Source organism: Streptomyces sp. AMJ-169 (genome assembly GCF_055597585.1).
The window spans coordinates 427,302-446,988 of the sequence record NZ_JBVLTJ010000007.1; the positions used below are offsets into that span (position 1 = coordinate 427,302).

Sequence of the window (19,687 nt, forward strand, 5' to 3'; positions counted from 1 at the left end):
CTCTCGTCCGCTTCTCATGGCCGGCGCTGGACCATCTCGACGAGGTCGTGGCTGATCCCCAGGTCGTCGAGGAGCAGTTGCAGCGGTCCGGTGTCGCGCGCGGGCACGGGGCGGGCGGCGGCCCATTCGGTGAGCTGGCCGGTGTCGATCTCGAAACCGCCCTCGGCGGCCACGGTCACCCAGGGGTCCAGGTCGGCGGCGCGGAACGCGGTGAGCCCGGTGACGAGCGCGTCGCGGAACATCCGCTGCTGCCCGCCGTCCAGGCTCTGGTAGAGCGATCCGCACAACTCGCGGAAGACGACGGCGTGTCCGCTCTCGTCGCGCCGGTGCAGATCGGTGGTGATCCGGTTCATCGGCTGGATCTCCCCGGCGGTGGCGAGCGCGGAGAGGAACCCGCTGATCGTCGTCTCGGCGGCCAGCGAGAAGGCGATCTCCACGATGTCGCGGTCGAACCCGGACAGTCCGGCGCGGGCCGCGTCCAGGCCCTGGACGACCGACCAGCCGCCCGGCGCGAACCGCAGGTCCGCCATGTCCCGGCGTCTGCGGGTGACGCCGACGGCGTTGCGGCACATCAGGATGTGGTAGTGCTCGTCGACGATCGTCTGGTGCAGGGCGTCGACGGCGGCGTCGTCGCGGCGGACGGGGATGTGTTCCTGGAGCATCAGCCGGCAGGCGGGGAGGATGATCTCGTCCTCGATGGCGGCGGTCTTGGCGTTGTAGGAGATCCACGCGGCGGACAGGATGCGCTCGCGGGCGTCGCGGCCGAGCCGGTCGGCGCCGGGCAGGGCGAGGACGGGGACGAGGTGTTCGGGGAAGTCGGGCAGCGCCGCGTCGAAGTGCCCGTCGAGGTCGAGTTCGTCCTTCTTGACGGCCACCCGCTTCCCCCAGCGGCGCGTCAGCTGCACCAGCAAGTCACGCTCGTACGGGGCCGCGGTCATCGGGAACCCTCCTTCGTGGGGGCGGCCGGGACGGCGAGCGCCGTCAGCCGCGCCTGCCAGCGCCCGGCCTCGTCGGTGTCCCGGAACTGCCCGAGCCCTTCGGTGACCGGCCGGATGCCGTGCAGGGCGTTCAGCGTCCAGACGGGCAGGCCGGCGAGGTCCGGCGCGGTGGCCTGTTCGGTGACGACCGGGTGCCCTGCTTCTGCGGCGAGTTCGCCGAGCAGGGCGCGGGTGACGCCGGGGAGCAGGCCGGGTCCGGGCGGCGGCCCGCACAGGGTGTCGCCGCGCCACCAGACGACGCTCGTCGTCGACCCTTCGAGGACGTGCCCCTGCGGCGAGAGCAGCAGCGCCTCGTCGGCGCCGGCCTCGACGGCGGCGGCGCGCAAGGAGGCCAGGTGGTCCAGGTCGGCGCCCTTGACGGCCGGCAGCCGCCGGAGGTCGGGTCCCGGCGCGGTCCACAGCCGGACGGTCGCGGTGCGCGCGGGCGCGGGGCGCAGCCACATCCGCAGCCGCACGTCCGGTCCGGCCGCCACGAGTTCGGCGCGCGGGAACCAGCGGCCGTGCGCGGGCAGCGACTCGGCGACCGCCCGCAGGAACCGGTCCGCCCGCTGCGCCGCCGGCGCGGAGAACCGGCGGCAGGCCGCGGCGAAGCGCGCGGCGTGCCGGTCGAGTCCGCGCACCCGGCCCTCGTCCACCAGCCAGGAGTCGGCGGCCAGCACCGTCCCGCCGGCGTCGGCCGCCACCCATCCGGCGCCGGGGGCCCACCACCAGCGGTCGCTGTGGTCCGTCGCTGTGTTCATCGCTGGGGGCCGCCCACGTCCAGTGCGGTCGGCGCCCGCCAGGCGCGCAGCGACGCCGCCGCCTTGAGCAGCATCTCCTCGTACTCCTCCTGCGGGTCGGAGTCGAGGACGATCGCCCCGCCGGCGCCGATGCTCAGCCGGTCGCCGACGCGGACGGCGGTGCGGATCACGATGTTCAGGTCGGCGGCGCCGGCGAGGCCGAAGTAGCCGAGGGCGCCGGAGTAGACGCCCCGGGCCTCCGTCTCCAGCCGGTCGATGATCTCCATGGTGCGCAGCTTCGGCGCCCCGGTCATCGACCCGCCCGGGAAGCACTGCCGGGCGCAGTCGACCGCGCCGACCCCGTCGGCGAGCTTGCCGCGGACGGTGGAGACCAGCTGGTGCACGGTCTCGTAGCTCTCGACGGCCAGGTAGGGGTCGACGTCGATGCTGCCGACCTCGCAGACCCGGCCCAGGTCGTTGCGCAGGAGGTCGACGATCATCAGGTTCTCGGCCTGGGTCTTGGCGCTGGAGGCGAGGGTGGCGGCGAGTTCGGCGTCGCGCACCGGGTCGGCGTCGCGCGGCGCGGTGCCCTTGATGGGCTTGCTGGTGACGGTCCGGTCCCGCTCGATGCGCAGGAACCGCTCGGGCGAGGAGCTGAAGACGCTGACGTCCCCGAGCCGCAGGAGCGCGGCGTACGGTGCCGGGTTCGCGCGGCGCAGCCTGAGGTAGAAGGCGGTGTCGTCGTCGTGGAAGGGCATGTGCAGCTTGTCGGTCAGGCAGATCTCGTAGCTCTCGCCCCGGTTGAGCTGGGTGCGGCACTCGGCGATGTCCGCGAGGTACTGGGCGCGGTCGCGGCCGAGGTGTTCCTCGGCGTCCGGTGGCCGGTCGGCGGCGGGTTCGCCCGGTGGATCGGCGGCGGCCGGGTGCAGGCCGGTGAGGAGCGCGGAGGTGCGGGCCACCCACTCCTGCGCGTCGTGGCGGGTGCGCTCGTCGTGGACGGCCACCAGGTAGGTCAGTCCCTCCTGGTGGTCGATCGCGACGACGCGGTCGGCGAACATCCAGACGGCGTCCGGCGTTTCAGCGGTGTGGCGGGCCTCGGCGCCGCACTCGGCCTTGAGTTCGTAGCCGAAGTAGCCGACGTAGCCGCCGGTCAGGTCGAACGGCAGGTCGGTGGCGGGGACGCGCCGCTCGCGCAGCCGCTGCTGGAGGACGTCGAAGACGCTGCCGGTGACGGTGTGTTCGCCGTGCGCGTCGCGTACGTCCACCGCTCCGCTGCCGGTGCGGTAGGTGAGGACCTCGCTGAGCGGTCCCGAGGTGTCGCCGAGGAAGGAGAACCGGGACAGTCCCCGCTCGACCCGGCTGCTGTCGAGCCAGAAGCAGTACGGGTTGCCGTCGAAGAGGCTGAGGAAGACGGCCTCGGAGTCGGCGGCGGTCGGGACGACCGTGCTGATGAGCTCCAGGGTGGCGGGCGGGTCGTCGGACCGTGCGGCGGCCGTGTCCTTGGCGGGGGCGGGCGGCCGTGGTGCGTGGGGCCGGGTGCGGCGGGTCAGGTCGGCGAAGTTCCGCAGGATCTCGCGCCCGTACTGGGAGGCGATCGACTCGGGGTGGAACTGCACGCCCCACTGCGGCAGATCGCGGTGGCGCAGCGCCATGAGGACGCCGTCGTCCGCCCACGCGGTGGGGACGAGTTCCTCGGGCAGGGGTTCCTGCACGCACAGCGAGTGGTAGCGGACCGCGACGAACTCGCGCGGTATCCCGGCGAACAGCGGGTCCCCGTCGTGCGAGACCTTGGCGAGGTGCCCGTGCCTGGGTTCGGGTGCGGCGACCACCGACGCTCCGGCGAGGTGCGCGATCATCTGGTGGCCGAAGCAGACGCCCAGCACGGGCAGTGTGGCGCGGCGCAGCAGATCGCCGAGGAGGCCGACGTCGCGGGGGTTCTGCGGCCGGCCGGGGCCGGGCGAGACGACGATGTTGTCGAAGTCCTCCAGCCGCAGACCGGCCAGCTCGGGATCGTCGTTGACCATGACGACCGGCTCTTGGCCGTTGATGCCGGCGATCAGCTGGTACAGGTTGAAGGTGTAGGAGTCGTAGTTGTCCAGCAGCAAGGTACGCATCATGGACCGTCCAAGATTTCCCTGAGCGCCTGGACGTCACCCGGTGCCAAGGTGATCCCGAAGATCTCCTCGGGGGCGCGGAGCGTCTCCTTCTCGTCGAGCTCCCGGACGGTCGCCGGCTGTGCGGGGCGCAGTTCGGTGAGCGTGCTGCCGACGAGGAGGTGGCGCACTTCGGGCCGGGTGCGCTGGAGGACCATCCGGTGGTTGAACGGCGAGCGCGGGTGCGTCAGGCAGAAGTGGTTGAGTAGCTCGAAGTCCGACGGGTAGCGCACGTCCGTGGTGAATCCGTAGAGCTCCGCCGGGCCTTCAGGGCGCAGGAACCGCAGGACATATTCACCGCTGGGCTCGCGTACGAGGTCGAACGGCCAGTCGCCGTCCAGCCGCGCGTGCTCCGCGAGCCGGATCGGCTCGTGCGGGCCGTGCGCGCCGAAACTCACGTCGTACAGCCAGCGTTCGCCGTCGAGCTCCACGCACAGGGCGACGTGCAGGGCGGGCCCGAACTTGTTGCCGGTGCGGATCCGCGTCCGGCCGGCGAACGCCGTGAACGTGAACCCGATGCGGTCCAGGACGGCCGCCATCAGCACGACCTGTTCCAGGCACCAGCCGCCGCGGCCCTGGCGCACGATCTTCTCCTGGACGCGGTCCAGGTCCAGCGGCACCTCCGGCCGCCCCAGCACCGCGTCGAGGTTGTCGAAGGCGATCCGGTCGACGTGCGCGGTGTGCAGCCGCCGCAGCGTCGGGAGGTCGGCGGCGATGTCGCCCTGGTAGCCCACACGGGTCAGATAGGCGTCCAGGTCGACGCCGCTCCCCTGCCACATCGATTCCCCGCCCCTCATGTGAACTGCCCGGCGAGCACGGCCGCGAGGAGGATCCAGCCGAAGTAGGTGTTGGCGACGAAGGTGTCCCAGCACGACTGCGGATCGTCCAGGTCCACCCGCACGAGGAGGGAGCCGAGGAAGACTCCGGCGACCGCGACGAGCAGGTAGAACGCCCACCCCATCGACGTCTCGGAGCCGGCCCACAGCACACCGCCGACGCTGACCAGGGCGAAGAGCGCCAGCCATGCCTTGGTGGCCGCGCCGAACAGCAGGGCGGAGGACTTGACGCCGATGTCGCGGTCGTACTCCTTGTCCTGGTGGGAGTAGACCGCGTCGTGGATCAGGGTCCAGAACGCCCCGCACGCGTAGAGGGCGTACACGGCGGGCGGGTAGTCGTAGCTCCCGGTCACCGCCGTCCAGCCGATCAGCACGTAGACGCTCATGACCAGCGCGAGGAACGCCGAGGGCCAGAAGAAGACGCGTTTCATGAAGGGGTAGGCGACGATCAGCGGGTAGGAGGCCGCGGCGACCACGGCGGTCTCCGTGTTCGCGACCGCCAGGACGCCGAGCGCGACCACGCCCTGGGCGGCGGCGAACAGCAGCGCGTTGCCGACGCTGATCGTGCCCGCCGCGACGGGCCGGGTGACGGTGCGGGCGACGCGGATGTCGACGTCCCGGTCGACCACGTCGTTGACCGCGCAGGCCGCGCCGCGCACCAGTACGGCGGCGACGGCGACGACGACCACCGTCAGCGGATCAGGGCGCCGGCCGGCGGCGAGGACGACGGCCCATAAGCCCGGGAGCAGGTACAGCACGTACCCCGTGGGCCTGTCCAGGCGCATCAGCAGCAGATAGGCGCGGACCGAGTCCGGGCTCTTCGTGACGACGTCAGTGGATATCTTGTGCAGCATCAGGACCCGATCACCATGTCACCGGAAGTTGGATCAACCCGCCGATCAGCGTGTTGTGGCGCAGCTTCAGCTCCTCCACCCCGGCCGCCAGCCGCAGCGCCGGGAAGCGCGCGACGAGCTGGGTGAGCACCACCCCCAGCTGCATCCGGGCCAGCGTCGCGCCGACGCAGGCGTAGGCGCCGTGCCCGAACACGAGGCTGCCGGTGGTGTCGCGGGTGAGGTCGACGCGGCCGGGGTCGGCGAAGGCGCTCTCGTCGTGGTTGGCCGCGATGATGTTCAGCAGCACGAAGTCGCCGGCCCGGACGGCGACCCCGTCGATCTCGAAGTCGGTCAGCGCGTAGCGGGGCATGCCGCCGTTGTGCGCGTTCGGCATCGACCTGCGCAGAGTCTCCTCGACCGCGGCGGGGATCAGGCCGGGGTCGGCCACCAGCGCCTGCCACTGCCCGGGTTCGGCCAGCAGCAGCGACACGCAGGAGCCGATGCGCGCCACGGTGGTCTCGTAGCCGCCGAACAGCAGCAGCGCCGTGAGCCCGAGGACCTCGTTGTCCTTGATGCCCTCGGTCGCGCAGATCCTGGAGATCACGTCGTCGCCAGGATGCCGCCGTTTGTCGGCGACGAGCTGCCGGCAGTAGCCGAACAGTTCGCCCAGCCCCTGCCGGGAGCGGGCCGGGTCGCCGACGTTGGCGGCGTCCTGGGTCCAGCCGCCGAAGCGGTCCTTGTCCTCCTGGGGCACGCCCAGCCACTCGCACATCACCTGGATCGGCAGCGACAGCGCCACCGCCTCGCGCAGGTCGGCCGGCTGCTGTTGCCCGGCCAGCGCGTCCAGGAGCTGCCCGGTCACTTTCTCGACGTAGGGCCGCAGGGCCAGCATCCGCTCGGGCGAGAAGTGCGGTTCCAGGAGCGCGCGCAGCCGGGCGTGGTCGGTGGCGAAGTCGCCCAGCAGATTGGCGAGCAGCGCCGATCCGGTGTCCTTCGCCGCGGCCTCGGGGTCGGGGTTGGAGCGGCCGAGCCGGTCGTCGTCGAGCAGCTGCCGCACCCAGGCGTGGCCGGTGACCAGCCACGCCTCGCCGCCCTCGGCGGTGCGCACCCGGTGGACCGCGCCCCGGGACTGGAGCGTGCGCAGCTCTGGGGGGACGTGCAGCACGTTCGGCTGCTCGAAAGGCAATTGAGCTGGGGTACTCACTGACGGCCTCCGCCGGAGATCGAGGTTCGGACCGCCGTGTCGAGGACGATCACGACGTACAGGAGCAGGTCATGCCGTGCGATGGACGATGCGGTCGAACAGCGCGGTCAGCTGAATGGTCGCGGCCGGGGTCAGTGCGGCGCGGCCGAGGTGTTCCAGGGCCGTGTCGAGGTGGCCGCGGGAGAGTTTCTCGGCCGTGCGCCGGCCGCCGGTCTCCTCGACGAGGTCGGCCATCTCCTGGAGGTGCGCCTCGGTGGTGCCGTCGCCGTGCCACAGCGTGCGGAGCCGTGCGGCGGCCGGGCTGTCGGCGGACAGGGCCGCCAGTACCGGGAAGCTCGGGTTGCGGCGCAGGATGTCGCTGCGGACGGGCTTGCCGGTGACCGCCGGGTCGCCCCAGATGTCCTCGACGTCGTTGAGGATCTGGAAGCCGAGGCCCAGATGCCGGCCCGCGCCGCGCAGCGCGCTCAGCACGTGCTCCGGGCTGCCGGCCCGCAGCGCGGGTGTCACCAGGGCGCACTCCAGCAGCGCGGACGTCTTCTCCTCGACGATCCGGTCGTACTGCGCGACGCCGGTGCCCTCCCCCAGCCGGACGGTGAGTTCACGGGCCTGGCCCGCGAGCACCAGCCGGACGGCGTCGGCGAACGCGCTGGAGATCTCCGCGCGGCCGGGTCCGGTGTCGTCGACGACCATCTCCAGCGCGAGCGCCTGCAACGCGTCCCCGGCGAGGATCGCCAGACTCGCGCCGAACACCTTCCACGCCGCCGGACGGCCGCGGCGCAGGTCGTCCGCGTCGATGATGTCGTCGTGGATCAGGGTCGAGTTGTGCAGCAGCTCCAGCGCCGCCGCCTGGCACCGCACGTCCTCGGGGCGCAGGCCGACCCCTTCGGCCGCCGTCGTCATGAGGGAGGCGCGGGTCAGCTTGCCGCCCTGCGCGGCGCTGGGGTCACCGTGTTCGTCGGCGAAGCCTAGGTGGTAGGAGCAGATCCGGGCCAGGGTCGGCTCCAGTGCGGAGACCTGCTGCCGCATGACGGACGGCACTTCGGACTGCTCATCGGGAATCTCCTCCGGTCGCATGCCTTCCCAATTCCTGGTCAGAACTCAGCGCATGGGTTCACGAATTGCATCACCGAAAATCAGCGTGATCTTTCTGAACGCCATCCTGAACGACCTCTCACGGCCGTGTCAACGACGCGGCGCGCACCCCACTCCGACCTTAGGAAAAACCCCAAACAGCTTTGGGAAAAACCCTAGAGAAGACGGCCGGAGGTCTGGATTAGACTGCACCGGAGATCGGTAGCCGTGGTAACGATTCACTGAAAGCCTGAGAGGCCGAATGGCTATGTCAGTTGATTCTGGGCAATTACATGAGGACAGGTCGTTCGACCCGTACGGCGTGCATCGCGACGACCCGTATTCGTTTCTGGCCGGTATCGGCGAGACGGATCCGGTGTTCTACGCCCCGTTGCTCGACGCGTGGTGCGTGACCCGGCGCGAGGACATGGTCGCCGTGCTCCGGGACGACCGGAACTTCACGGCACGTGACCACAATCCGCGTGCCAAGGTCGAGTTGCCCGAGGACGTGACCCGGATGCTGCGCACCTGGCGCGGCGCCGGCGCGCTGGCCGTCGGCTCGCTCGACCCGCCCGAGCACTCCCGGATCAGGGACGTGCTCAATGTCGGATTCACCCCGGCCCGGGTCAGGGAGTTCGAACCCGCGGTCCGTACGATCGCCGCCGGCCTCGTCGAACGGGTCGCGGCCGAGCCGGAATTCGACTTCATTACGGAGTTCGCCGTCCCGTACGCCCTCGAAGTGATCTGCCGGCGCCTGGGGATACCGGACGACTACCTCGACCGCCTGCGCCTGTGGTCGGAGCAGCGCATCGAGCTGATGATGTTGCAGAGCTACACCGACCCCGACCGGCTGCGTGAATACGCCCGCGGGCTGATGGAATTCGGGGCGTTCGCCCGCTCGCTGGTGCGGGAGCGGCTCGCCGCGCCGCAGGACGACCTGATCAGTGAGCTGCTGCACGACGGCAAGGGCGGCAACACGCTCACCCCCGACGAGGTCTCCGTGCAGGTCCCCACGCTGATCTTCGCGGGGCACATGACCTGCGCCGAGGCGCTCGGCACGATCTTCTTCCAGCAGCTCCGGTCCCCTGACGGCTGGGCCAAGGTGGTCGACGGGACGGTCTCCACCCGGGACCTCGTCGAGGAGGGGCTGCGCTTCGACAGTCCGCTGGCCGGCATGTACCGCACCGCCCTTCATGACGTGGAGGTCGGCGGGGTCCGGCTGGCGGCGGGGAGCCGGCTGCTGCTGCTGTACGGGGCGGCGGGCCGCGACAGCCGCGCGCACGCGTGTCCGGCCGGGTTCAGTCCGGGCAGCGGGTCCGCCTCGCATCTCGCGTTCGGGCACGGCATCCACTTCTGCCTCGGCGCCGGGTTCGCCCGCCTCGAACTGGAGGTCGCGGTCCAGGCCATCGCCGCGCGGATGCCGGATCTGGAGCTGGCGCCGGGGGCGGCGCCACGGCACCGGCCGGTGTTCCCGCTGCGGGCGCTGACCGAGCTGCGGGTGCGGCGGGGCGGGGTGGCGTCGGGGGACACGGACGGGACGCTGGCTTCCGCGGGGCTGGGCTGACCTGGTTCTCGGTGTCGCGGTATCGCGTGACGGCCCGCCGGTTTCGACCGGCGGGCCGTTTCGGCTTGCCGGATTCGATGGGGCGGGGTCATGTTTTTGGCCCGCGCCGGGATATGGCGCGGGCCAGAAACGAGTGCGGCGTCAGGTCAGCCGCGCACCGCGGTCAGGAACAGATAGCCGCTCTCCGGAGCGGCGGCGGACAGCCGCATGAAGTCGATGAGCGAGCCGGCCTGTTCCTCGCCGACCAGCGCGACGAGCTTGTCGCGGACGGTCTCCACGGCGTCGGCCATGAGGTCGAGGGTCCGGCCGACGTTGTCGCTGATGTCCCGGATCTCCACGTCGACGAACCCGTTGGCGGCCAGCGCCGTCCGGTACTCGTCGATCGTGCCCAGCGAACTCACCGCGTAGTTCGCGCAGATGTGGTCCAGGACCTTGCGGCCCTCGGGGGTGACCGGGCCGCGCTCGATGACGTCGGCGAGGGCGAGCCGGCCGCCGGGGCGCAGGACGCGGGCGGTCTCGGCGAGCACCTGGCCGCGGTCGGGCATGTGCCACATCGACTCGAACGCCCAGGCCGCGTCGAACGAGCCGTCAGGGAAGGCCATGTCCATCGCGTCGGTGAACTGGAAGGACGCCCGGTCGGCGAGCCCGGCCTCGGCCGCGAGTTCGTTGGCCTTCGCGACCTGGACGTGGCTGACGGAGATGCCGAGGACGTTCGCGTCGGTGGCGCGCACCAGCCGGAACGCGGGGTGGCCGATGCCGCAGCCGATGTCGAGGACCCGCTGGCCGGCCTTGGCGGCGATGCCGTCGATCATCATGTCGGTCAGCCGGTCGGTGGCGACCTCGACGGAGCTGTCGTCGGCGTCGTTCTCCCAGTAGCCGTAGTGCTTGTTGGGGCCCCACGCGGAGCCGTAGATCTGGCCGATCCCGTCGTACACGCCGGCGACGTCGATGGGAGCGGGGAACTGGGTCATGAGGAACTCCGTATCGTTGTGAAAGCCGCTCAAACCACTGCGCCCGGCTGGGCGGTCCCAGCCGAGCGCCCGTGTGATCGCCCGTCGCTCACTTCAGTTCGAAGCGCAGGAAGCCCAGCTTCAGGCCGCCCGCGCGCCATTCGGTGCCCAGCGCCTGGTTCGCCATCAGGGAGATCCGCAGATTCCTGCGCTCGACCGCCGAAAGGCTGTCGTCGTTCTCCAGTACCGCCTTCGTCCAGGCGGTGCTCTCGTCCCAGAAGGGCGCGGTCTGCGCCGTGGTGTCGACGTCGTCGACCAATGCGAAACCGGCGGCCTTCGCGGCTTCGGCGTAGTCGAGCACCGTGGCCGGTTTCGTGTAGAAGTACTCGGCCCACACGTCCGCCCCGTGCGGGCGGGTGATGAAGACTTCCTCGATGCACACGCTGGCGCCCGGGCGCAGCACGCGCGCGAGCCGCTGGAACCACTGCGGGCGGTTGAAGTATCCGCTGCTCTCGATGGCGACGGCCGCGTCGTAGAGTTCGCCGCCGATGGGGAGGTGCATGGCGTCGGAGACGAGTGTGCGGACCTTCGCGCCCACGCCGGCCTCCTGCGCGAACCCCTCGACCAGCGGGGCGTGTTCGGGCGCGTTGGTGACCGAGGTGACATCGGCGCCGAATTCCTCGGCCCAGAAGAGCGAGCCCCCGCCGAGACCGCAGCCGACGTCCAGGATCCGGCCCGACAGCCGCTGTTCGGCGCCCCAGATCTCGGCGCCGAAGCGCAGCAGGGCCGTCTGGTGGCGGCGGATGCTGTCGCGGATGGCCTCGGGCGTCGCGCTGTCGAGATCGAGCGGCGTCCGCGCGTCGGGGTAGTGACCTACGTGATAGTGAATCCTGGGTCCGGGCCCGTATTTGCGGACGAGCCTTGCCGTTTTGTCGTCGTAGTACTGGCCGACTATTTTCACCTCAGGGTCCAGGACTGCTTGAGGTGAACTCGAACGTTCATCCAGGTTTGACACGGTCACTCCTCCAAGGCTTCGGAATGCGGGGCCGCATTCCATCCTGAGCGAGCTCTCCAGGCGCTGTCAACGACGGAGCGTAATCATCTTCGGGCTTAGGAAAAACCCTAAAGGAAAGCCTCCCCGGCTTAGGAAAAATCCTAGCGGGAGCGGCGTACGGTCTGGATTAGACTGCGTTGCAGATTGGCAGCCGCTGAGCGGCATCAGTGCCAGAAAGGACTTCCTGAGAAGGAGTCGGTTTCTACTCACGGAGTGAGAATGAGTGGCGGTAAGCAGGTTCTGCTGGCCGAGCCGCGGAGTTTCTGTGCCGGCGTGCGCCGGGCGATAGCCATCATCGACCTCGCGCTGGAACAGCACGGCGCGCCGATCTATGTCCGCAAGGAGATCGTGCACAACCACCATGTGGTGCGCGAGTTCCAGCGCCGGGGGGTCCGGTTCGTCGACTCCGAGGAGGAGGTGCCACAGGGCGCGGTGTGTGTCTTCTCCGCGCACGGCGTCTCCCCGCGGGTGCGTCAGAACGCGGACAGCCGCGGGCTCGACGTGATCGACGCGACCTGTCCCCTGGTGGCGAAGGTGCATCAGGAGGCCCGCCGGTTCGCCCGCGACGGGCTGACGCTGCTGCTGGTCGGGCACGCGGACCACGAGGAGGTCGAGGGCACCTACGGGCACGCCCCCGAGCAGACGGTCATCATCGAGACGGTCGCCGACGCGGAGGCGCTGGACCTTCCGCCCGACGCGCCGGTCGCCTACCTCACCCAGACCACGCTCTCGGTGGACGAGACCAAGGACATCATCGCCGTGCTCCGGCGCCGCTTCCCCGGCCTGCGCGGACCCGCCACGGACGACATCTGCTACGCCAGCCAGAACCGCCAGGACGGCATCCGGGCCATCGTGGACCGGTGCGACCTGGTGCTGGTGGTCGGTTCGACGAACTCCAGCAACTCGATCCGGATGGTCGAGGTGGCGCGCCGGCTCGGCGGCCGGGCCGAACTGGTGCCGGACGTCACGCACTTCGACCCCGCGTGGCTGGCCGGGGTGCGCACGGTCGGCGTGAGCGCCGGGGCGAGCGCGCCGGAGATCCTCGTCGACCAGCTGCTCGACCGGCTCGCCGAACTCGGGTACGCGGACACGTCCGTGGAGCGGGTGGCGACCGAGGACATCGTGTTCTCCCCGCCCGCGCGGCTGACCGGGGTGGCGGACGCGCCGTGACCGATCGAGACTGAGGAGCGCTGTTCGACATGGCGATGCTGGAAACCGTGCGCGACCCGGCGCGGCTGCGTGAGCTGAGCGCCGGTCAGCTGCGTGAACTGGCCGGGGAGATCCGCGCGTTCCTGATCGAGCGGGTCTCCGCCACCGGGGGCCATCTCGGGCCCAACCTGGGTGTGGTGGAGCTGACCATCGCGCTGCACACGGTGTTCGAGTCCCCGCGCGACCGGTTGCTGTGGGACACCGGGCACCAGTCCTATGTACACAAGATCCTGACGGGCCGTCAGGACGGGTTCGGGCGGCTGCGCAAGTCGGGCGGGCTCTCCGGCTATCCGAGCCGGGAGGAGTCCGAGCACGACCTGGTGGAGAACTCCCACGCGTCGACGGCGCTGTCCTACGCGGACGGGCTGGCCAGGGCGGACGCCCATCTCGGCCGACGCGACCGGGCGACGGTCGCGGTCATCGGGGACGGCGCGATGACGGGCGGCATGGCCTGGGAGGCGCTCAACAACATCGCGGGCGGCCCGGACCGGCCGCTCGTCATCGTGCTCAACGACAACCAGCGGTCCTACGCGCCGACGGTCGGCGGGCTGGCCGAGCACCTGGCCGACCTGCGGGCCGGACGCACCCCGACCGTGTTCGAACAGCTCGGGCTCTCCTACCTCGGCCCGGTCGACGGCCACGACGTGCCGGCCCTCCAGGACGCGCTGCGTCGCGCCCACGCGCTGGGTCGGCCGGTGGTGGTGCACGTGATCACGGCCAAGGGCAAGGGCCATCCGCGCACCGAGGCCAACGAGCTGGACCTGGGCCATGCGATCAGGCCGGCGGACCCGCGCACCGGGCAGCCGCTGGGTACGCCGGCCCGGTCGTTCACCTCGGTGTTCGCCGAGGCCCTGGTCGAGCTGGCCGGGCAGCGGGACGACCTCGTGGCGATCACCGCGGCGATGGCCGAGCCGACCGGCCTGCTGCCGCTGCAACGCAGGCTCCCGGAGCGGGTGATCGACGTCGGCATCGCGGAGCAGCACGCGGTCACGATGGCCGCCGGGCTGTCCATGGGCGGGGTGCACCCGGTGGTGGCGATCTACTCGACGTTCGTCAACCGCGCGCTGGACCAGCTGCTGATGGACGTGGCGCTGCACCGCCGCCCGGTGACCTTCGTGCTCGACCGGTCCGGGGTCACCGGGGACGACGGGCCGAGCCATAACGGCATGTGGGACCTGTCGGTGCTCCAGGTCGTGCCGGGCCTGCGGATCGCGGCGCCGAGGGACGGTGCCCGGCTGGCGGAGCTGCTGGCCGAGGCGGTCGCGTGGGACGAGGGCCCGACCCTGCTGCGGTTCCCCAAGGGCCCCGCCGGGGAGGACCTGCCGGCCCTCGCGACGTTCAACGGGATCGACGTGCTGCGCCGGTCAGGCTCGATGGACGTGCTGATCGTCGCGGTGGGCGCGCTGGCCGGGCTCGCGCTGACCGTCGCCGACGGGGTGCGGGCGCGGGGCTTCGGGGTGACGGTGGTGGACCCGAGGTGGGTCACCCCGGTCAACCCGGCGCTCGCCGACATGGCCCGCCGTCACCGGCTCGCGATCACGGTCGAGGACAACAGCCGCGCGGGCGGCGTCGGTTCGGCGATCGCGCAGACGCTGCGGGACGCCGATGTGCACACCCCGCTGCGCGAGTTCGGCATCCCGAGGCGGTTCCTCAGCCACGGCTCCCGGGCCGAGGTGCTCGCCGCCTGCGGGCTGACCGCGCAGAACGTCACCGGGGCCGTGACGGAGCTGCTGACCGGCCTCGACGCCGCACCGGCGTTGGCGGGCCTCGACGATCCCGGCAGCCGGCCGGTCCACTCAGGGGAGGAACATTGACGACCGTAGACCTGGGCATACCCGTACGCCGCAAGGACGAGGCCCCGCCGCTGTCGGTGGCCACCCGCCGGACCTCCCGCCAGATCATGGTGGGCGCGGTCCCGGTCGGCGGCGACGCGCGGGTGTCGGTGCAGTCGATGACCACGACGTCCACCGCCGACATCGACGCCACGCTCCAGCAGATCGCCGAACTCACCGCGGCGGGCTGCGAGATCGTACGGGTCGCCGTGCCGTCGGCGGACGACGCGGCGGCGCTGCCGGCGATCGCCCGCAAGTCGGGCATCCCGGTGATCGCCGACATCCACTTCCAGCCGAAGTACGTGTTCGCCGCGATCGACGCCGGCTGCGCCGCGGTGCGGGTCAACCCGGGCAACATCCGGCAGTTCGACGACCAGGTCGGCGCGATCGCCCGGGCCGCCCAGGACGCGAACGTCCCGATCCGGATCGGGGTGAACGCCGGTTCGCTGGACAAGCGGCTGCTGCGCAAGCACGGCGGGGTGACCCCGGAGGCGCTGGTGGAGTCGGCGCTGTGGGAGTGCTCGCTGTTCGAGGAGCACGGCTACACCGACCTCAAGATCTCGGTGAAGCACAACGACCCGGTGGTGATGATCGAGGCGTACCGCGCGCTCGCCGCCCGCTGCGACTACCCGCTGCACCTCGGGGTGACGGAGGCGGGCCCCCGCTTCCAGGGCACCATCAAGTCCGCGGTCGCGTTCGGGGCGCTGCTGTCGGAGGGCATCGGCGACACCATCCGCGTCTCGCTCTCCGCGCCTCCGGTCGAGGAGGTCAAGGTCGGTACGCAGATCCTGGAGTCGCTGGGGCTGCGGCCGCGGGGCCTCGACATCGTGTCGTGCCCGTCCTGCGGCCGGGCCCAGGTCGATGTGCACACCCTCGCCGAGCGGGTGACCGCGGCACTTGAGGGGTTCCCGGTGCCGTTGCGGGTGGCGGTGATGGGCTGTGTCGTCAACGGGCCCGGCGAGGCGCGCGAGGCCGACCTCGGCGTCGCCGCCGGCAACGGCAAGGGCCAGATCTTCGTGAGGGGGGAGGTGATCCGCACGGTCCCGGAGTCACAGATCGTGGAGACCCTCCTGGCCGAGGCGGTCCGTATCGCCGAGGAGATGGGCGTGGACGTGGAGGGATGACCGGAAATCGGCGGAGTAAAGCGAACGGGCGGGAAACGTCAATCCGCTTCGCACACAATGCGCGGGGGCCAGGCGTCCGTACGCAGAATCTGAAGGACGAACGCCCGTGAGACTAACGCGACCCGATTCGGTGCCTGGAGCTTGTCGGACATGACGCGGACGTGATAGTCGATGGTCTTCGAACTGAGATGCAGCTCCCGCGAAAGCCGGCCGCTGGAGGAGCCGGCCGCAACCCCTTCCAGGATCCTGGCCTGGACCGAGCTGAGACCCCAGCCGCCGACCGACTGGGGCACTTCACGGCCGTTCTGGTCAATATCCATGGCACCCATCCATTCCTTACCGCCGGCCAGGCCGGGACCATAACCGGAGAAACACGGAGCGAGAAGCACTGGAGTAAGATCCTAAGTCGGCCCTCACTCTTTGTCACTGTTTTACCGACGCGGTCCGCCGGTTTCCGTCCGCCTCGGAATTCCATCCAAATTTTGCGGAATTCCGTTCTTGTTCGTACCCCGGGGAGGAGACTCAACCAGTGGAGCAGCTTCGAGGACCGGCCCAGCCGGACGCCCTGATCCAGACCTTGTACGACGACCTGAGCCGACTGCCGGCCAGCGCGCAGCTGGACGCGGTGCAGTGCCTGCTGGAGGCGGCCCGGCTGATGCTGCCCACGCTGACCTCGGCGCACGGCCGGCTGGCCGGCGAGGACCTCGACGACATCCGCGCGGCGATGCGTGCCGCGTCGGTCTCGGTGCGCAGCTATCTGTGGCGGACCGGCGGCAGCACTGCGGCGGGCCGGGAGTGAGACGCCTTCGGCCGGTCAGCTCTGCAAGGCCTCGGCGATCATCGCCGCGGTCAGCATCTGCGCGCCTCTGCCGGTGGTCGGGTCACAGCCGGTGACGTCCCCGATCCGCCGCAGGCGGTAGTCGAGCGTGCTGCGGTGGATGAACAGGCTGCGGGCGGTCTTGTTCTTGCTGTAGTCGCAGTCGACGAAGGCGGCCAGCGTCTCCCACAGCGCCTTGTGCGCCCGCAGCGGCCTGATCATCGCGGCCAGACTGGTGCGCGCCTGCTCGTTCACCGTGACCGCGTACTCCACCCACACGTCCGAGATCGTGTACGCGCCGCTCGGCCGCAGCCCCGCCATCACCAGCCGCAGCACGTACGACGCCTCGTCGAACCCGTCGACGAGACTCTCCCGGTCCCGTTCCGCGCTCGCGAGCCAGCCCCTGCCGCCGAGCCACTGGGTCAGCCGCGCCACCGAGCGCTCGCCGCTGCCCGGACCGGTCGCCGGCATGAACAGGACAACGTTGCCGTCCCGGTGCGTCAGCAGCGTGCCCTCCCCCGCCACCGCGCGTAACTCGCCCACCTGGCAGCCGGGGTCCGCGAGCCGCAGCACGGCGATGAGGTATCGGGAGGTGAGTCCTTCGAGCACGTCCGGGGGCAGCGGATGACCGTCGGCGAGGTCTCCCGCCAGATCACGCGAGGCGTCGGCGGTGGTTTTTCGCCGGTGTCCGTCGAGGAGGTCCTGCAACAGGTCGCCGCCGGCCCGCACGATCGCGGCCAGTCGCGGATCGCCTTCCGCCGCCTTGGTCAGCAGCTCGACCAGTTCGTCCGGCTCGTTGCCGGTCCACTCCTGGCCCGCGGCCCGCACCTTCGCCCTGAATTCGGCGACCCTGTCCTCCTCCGGCGCGGGGCGGAGCGCATCGGCCGGAGAGCATAACCTGCCCATCGTTTCGGTCATTTCTTACCTCACCTCCCTAAGGGTGCGGTTCCCCCCATAAGCCCGCACCTGATGCTTTCTGTAGACGCCGCCGAGACGGTTCTCGGCGGTCTTTTAGGTCAGGCACGTATTTGAGGGCCGCTGGAGGAGCCAAAGGGAAGGGGAAAACGCCGGAGAAAGTTCTCCTGCCGAAGTGGTGTGGGGTTTCGGCACGGCACTCTCCGTCCATGTCCACGAGGGCGCATCGGAGCCTGCGGCGAGCCACTCCGAACCCGGGAATGTTAACACGGTTACTTGAGTCTTACAGTACATTACTCGCCAGTTGCGGTTTCCTTTATGTCTTACATTTGCTTGTTTTCCACTGAAAAACTTGGCCGCAACCGGCCTTAGCGCCGCACCCTCGGCATCCCCAGGCCGATCCACGAGATGATCTCGCGCTGGATCTCGTTGTTCCCCCCGCCGAAGGTGAAGATCACCGCCGAGCGGTAGCCGCGCTCCAGCTCACCGTGCAGAACGGCGCCGGCCGAGCCCTCCTGGAGTGCGCCCGGGGCGGCGACGACCTCCAGGAGCCAGGCGTACGCGTCACGGCGGGCCTCGGAGCCGTAGACCTTGACGGCGGAGGCGTCCTGGGGGGTGAGGGTGCCGTTCTGGAGGGCGGCGACCATCTGCCAGTTGAGGAGTTTCAGGGCGTCGAGGCGGACGTGGGTCTGGGCGAGCCGGCGGCGTACCCAGGGGAGGTCGATGACGCGGCGGCCGTCGGTCAGCTCCGTGCCGGCGGCCCAGCGCCGGACGTCGCGCAGCGCGCGGATCGCCATCGTGCCGTGCGCGGCGAGCGTGACCCGCTCGTGGTTGAGCTGGTTGGTGATCAGCCGCCAGCCCTGGTTCTCGGCGCCCACCCGGCGGGTGACGGGGACGCGGACGTCCTCGTAATAGCCGGCGGTGGTGTCGTGCGAGGCGAGGGTGCGGATGACGGTGCAGGAGTAGCCCGGGTCGGCGGTCGGCACCAGCAGCATCGTGATGCCCTTGTGCGGCGGGGCGTCCGGGTCAGTACGGGCCGCGAGCCACACCCAGTCCGCGGTGTCGCCGTTCGTCGTCCAGATCTTCTGGCCGTTGACGACGTACTCGTCGCCCACGCGCGTGGCGCGCGTCCGCAGCGCCGCGAGGTCGGTCCCGGCGCCCGGCTCGCTGTAGCCGATCGCGAAGTCGATCTCGCCGGAGAGGATCCGGGGCAGGAAGTACGCCTTCTGCTCCTCGGTGCCGTAGCTCATGATCGTCGGGCCGACCGTGTTGAGCGCCATCAGGGGCAGGGGTACGCCCGCCTGGGCGGCCTCGTCGAAGAACACGAACTGCTCGACCGGGGTGAGGCCCCGCCCGCCGTACTCCTTAGGCCAGCCCACGCCGAGCCAGCCGTCCGTGCCCAGGCGGCGGATCGTCTCTCGGTAGAAGCGCTTCGCGGCGGCCGGGTCGGCGTGGCGCGCGTAGGCGTCGTCGGGGACCAGTTCGGCGAAGTAGGCGCGCAACTCCGCGCGCAGGCGCAGCTGTTCGGGGGTCTGGTCCAGGTGCACGGCGCCTCCTGAGGGGGTGGGCCTGACGGCGGACACGGTAGAACGTGTTGCAGTAATTGGGAATGGGGGGTGGGTGGGGGCTCCGCAGGTGGTGGGCGGGGGCGCTTTCCGCCGGCCGCGGGGTCCGTCGGCCGCAGGGTCCGTTGCCAGTGGGGGCCGTTGTCAGTGGGGGCCGACAGAATGGGGGCAGTTGTCGATCCGCCCGTCAGAAAGGGGGCTCGCGGTGACGAGCCGGCTTCTCCTGGTCACCCCTGCGCTCACGGCCGCCCTGCGTGAGGCCCGTTTCGACGACGGCTGCGCGCTCGACCCCGCCGGGCTGCGCGCGGCGCGGGCGGCGGCGGAGGGGATACCGCAGGCCGAGCGGGCCTGGTGCTCCCCCAGCGTCCGCTGCCGGGAGACCGCCGCCGCGCTGGGCCTGGATCCGGTGGACGTGCCGGAGTGGGCCGGGTTCGACGCCGGGCGCTGGCGGGGCCGGACCCTCGCGGACGTCGGCGCGCACGAGCCGGAGGCGCTCGCCGCCTGGCTGGCCGACCCCGGGGCGGCGCCGCACGGCGGGGAGTCGGTACGGGCGGTGTGCGACCGGGTCGAGGGGCGGCTGGCGTCGGCGGCGGAGTTCTCCGGGCGCACGGTGGCGGTCGTGGAACCGGAGGTCGTACGGGCGGTGGTCGTGCGGGTGCTGGGGGCGCCGGAGAGCGCGTTCTGGCGGGTGGATGCGGGGCCGTTGACGGGGGTGGAGGTCAGTGGGCGGGGCGGGCGGTGGAATGTGCGGGTGGGGTGGGGCGTGGGAGGGTGAGCGGGTGGCCGAAGCGGGCCTTGCGCCCTCGCCTTCAGGCGCCCTCAGCGCTCCCAGCGCCCCCCTGC

18 protein-coding genes are annotated in these 19,687 nt (G+C 71.0%); 6 read left to right on the forward strand and 12 right to left on the reverse strand.

Translation table 11 applies throughout. The annotated features are described in order from the left end of the window. Nucleotides 1–14 precede the first annotated feature (14 nt). The 7 genes from ACYUD3_RS20290 to ACYUD3_RS20320 form a co-directional block, all read right to left on the reverse strand. Nucleotides 15–938: an AurF N-oxygenase family protein gene (locus ACYUD3_RS20290; protein WP_470971806.1), complete on the reverse strand. Its 924-nt coding sequence runs from the start codon at nucleotides 936–938 to the stop codon at nucleotides 15–17. Further along, nucleotides 935–1,738 carry an aminotransferase class IV gene (locus ACYUD3_RS20295; protein ID WP_470971808.1) on the reverse strand — a complete coding sequence of 268 codons (804 nt, stop codon included), beginning with the start codon at nucleotides 1,736–1,738 and terminating at the stop codon, nucleotides 935–937. The genes ACYUD3_RS20290 and ACYUD3_RS20295 overlap by 4 nt, the downstream gene beginning before the upstream one ends. Continuing rightward, nucleotides 1,735–3,831 (reverse strand): aminodeoxychorismate synthase component I, encoded by a 2,097-nt coding sequence (gene pabB, locus ACYUD3_RS20300; RefSeq protein WP_470971976.1) that lies wholly within the window; start codon nucleotides 3,829–3,831, stop codon nucleotides 1,735–1,737. The genes ACYUD3_RS20295 and pabB overlap by 4 nt, the downstream gene beginning before the upstream one ends. After that, the gene (locus tag ACYUD3_RS20305; RefSeq protein WP_470971810.1) at nucleotides 3,831–4,649 is read right to left on the reverse strand and encodes an arylamine N-acetyltransferase family protein; all 819 of its coding nucleotides are present in this window, start codon (nucleotides 4,647–4,649) and stop codon (nucleotides 3,831–3,833) included. Before ACYUD3_RS20305 ends, pabB begins: the two co-directional genes overlap by 1 nt. Nucleotides 4,650–4,663: 14 nt before the next feature. Further along, nucleotides 4,664–5,560: a UbiA family prenyltransferase gene (locus ACYUD3_RS20310; RefSeq protein ID WP_470971812.1), complete on the reverse strand. Its 897-nt coding sequence runs from the start codon at nucleotides 5,558–5,560 to the stop codon at nucleotides 4,664–4,666. Nucleotides 5,561–5,570: 10 nt separating this feature from the next. Beyond that, complete coding sequence (locus ACYUD3_RS20315; protein ID WP_470971813.1) at nucleotides 5,571–6,725, reverse strand: cytochrome P450; 1,155 nt, start codon at nucleotides 6,723–6,725, stop codon at nucleotides 5,571–5,573. Nucleotides 6,726–6,812: 87 nt separating this feature from the next. Then, nucleotides 6,813–7,817, reverse strand: a complete 1,005-nt coding sequence (locus ACYUD3_RS20320; protein WP_470971815.1) for a polyprenyl synthetase family protein — start codon at nucleotides 7,815–7,817, stop codon at nucleotides 6,813–6,815. Nucleotides 7,818–8,136: 319 nt separating this feature from the next. Between ACYUD3_RS20320 and ACYUD3_RS20325 the strand changes: the two genes are divergently transcribed. Then, a complete protein-coding gene (locus ACYUD3_RS20325) occupies nucleotides 8,137–9,378 on the forward strand; it encodes a cytochrome P450 (protein ID WP_470971816.1) in 1,242 nt (413 codons plus the stop codon). Between the two features lie 146 nt (nucleotides 9,379–9,524). Here ACYUD3_RS20325 and ACYUD3_RS20330 read toward each other — a convergent pair whose 3' ends face one another. Together ACYUD3_RS20330 and ACYUD3_RS20335 are read right to left on the reverse strand one after the other, a co-directional pair. Continuing rightward, nucleotides 9,525–10,349, reverse strand: coding sequence for a methyltransferase domain-containing protein (locus ACYUD3_RS20330; RefSeq protein WP_470971818.1), 825 nt, complete (start codon nucleotides 10,347–10,349; stop codon nucleotides 9,525–9,527). 88 nt (nucleotides 10,350–10,437) lie between these two features. Further along, nucleotides 10,438–11,343: an SAM-dependent methyltransferase gene (locus ACYUD3_RS20335; protein ID WP_470971820.1), complete on the reverse strand. Its 906-nt coding sequence runs from the start codon at nucleotides 11,341–11,343 to the stop codon at nucleotides 10,438–10,440. Between the two features lie 258 nt (nucleotides 11,344–11,601). Between ACYUD3_RS20335 and ispH the strand changes: the two genes are divergently transcribed. The 3 genes from ispH to ispG are packed head-to-tail and all read left to right on the forward strand — an operon-like array spanning nucleotide 11,602 to nucleotide 15,547. Continuing rightward, nucleotides 11,602–12,552, forward strand: a complete 951-nt coding sequence (gene ispH / locus ACYUD3_RS20340; protein ID WP_470971821.1) for a 4-hydroxy-3-methylbut-2-enyl diphosphate reductase — start codon at nucleotides 11,602–11,604, stop codon at nucleotides 12,550–12,552. Nucleotides 12,553–12,581: 29 nt separating this feature from the next. Then, nucleotides 12,582–14,405: a 1-deoxy-D-xylulose-5-phosphate synthase gene (locus ACYUD3_RS20345; RefSeq protein WP_470971823.1), complete on the forward strand. Its 1,824-nt coding sequence runs from the start codon at nucleotides 12,582–12,584 to the stop codon at nucleotides 14,403–14,405. Then, nucleotides 14,402–15,547: a flavodoxin-dependent (E)-4-hydroxy-3-methylbut-2-enyl-diphosphate synthase gene (gene ispG / locus ACYUD3_RS20350; RefSeq protein ID WP_470971825.1), complete on the forward strand. Its 1,146-nt coding sequence runs from the start codon at nucleotides 14,402–14,404 to the stop codon at nucleotides 15,545–15,547. The genes ACYUD3_RS20345 and ispG overlap by 4 nt, the downstream gene beginning before the upstream one ends. A gap of 38 nt (nucleotides 15,548–15,585) precedes the next feature. Here the strand turns inward: ispG and ACYUD3_RS20355 are convergent, their stop codons facing one another. Further along, entirely contained in the window at nucleotides 15,586–15,867 is a 282-nt protein-coding gene (locus ACYUD3_RS20355) for a LuxR C-terminal-related transcriptional regulator (RefSeq protein WP_470971827.1), read from the reverse strand. A gap of 209 nt (nucleotides 15,868–16,076) precedes the next feature. Here ACYUD3_RS20355 and ACYUD3_RS20360 point away from each other — a divergent pair, with 209 nt between their 5' ends. Next, a complete protein-coding gene (locus ACYUD3_RS20360; RefSeq protein WP_470971829.1) occupies nucleotides 16,077–16,346 on the forward strand; it encodes a hypothetical protein in 270 nt (89 codons plus the stop codon). 15 nt (nucleotides 16,347–16,361) lie between these two features. Here the strand turns inward: ACYUD3_RS20360 and ACYUD3_RS20365 are convergent, their stop codons facing one another. Continuing rightward, on the reverse strand, nucleotides 16,362–17,282 hold the full coding sequence (locus ACYUD3_RS20365; protein WP_470971831.1) for a PucR family transcriptional regulator: 921 nt from the start codon (nucleotides 17,280–17,282) through the stop codon (nucleotides 16,362–16,364). Nucleotides 17,283–17,647: 365 nt separating this feature from the next. Beyond that, nucleotides 17,648–18,826 carry an acyl-CoA dehydrogenase family protein gene (locus ACYUD3_RS20370; RefSeq protein WP_470971833.1) on the reverse strand — a complete coding sequence of 393 codons (1,179 nt, stop codon included), beginning with the start codon at nucleotides 18,824–18,826 and terminating at the stop codon, nucleotides 17,648–17,650. 223 nt (nucleotides 18,827–19,049) lie between these two features. On the opposite strand from ACYUD3_RS20370, the gene ACYUD3_RS20375 reads away from it, so the two are divergent. After that, on the forward strand, nucleotides 19,050–19,619 hold the full coding sequence (locus tag ACYUD3_RS20375; RefSeq protein ID WP_470971835.1) for a histidine phosphatase family protein: 570 nt from the start codon (nucleotides 19,050–19,052) through the stop codon (nucleotides 19,617–19,619). Nucleotides 19,620–19,687 lie beyond the last annotated feature (68 nt).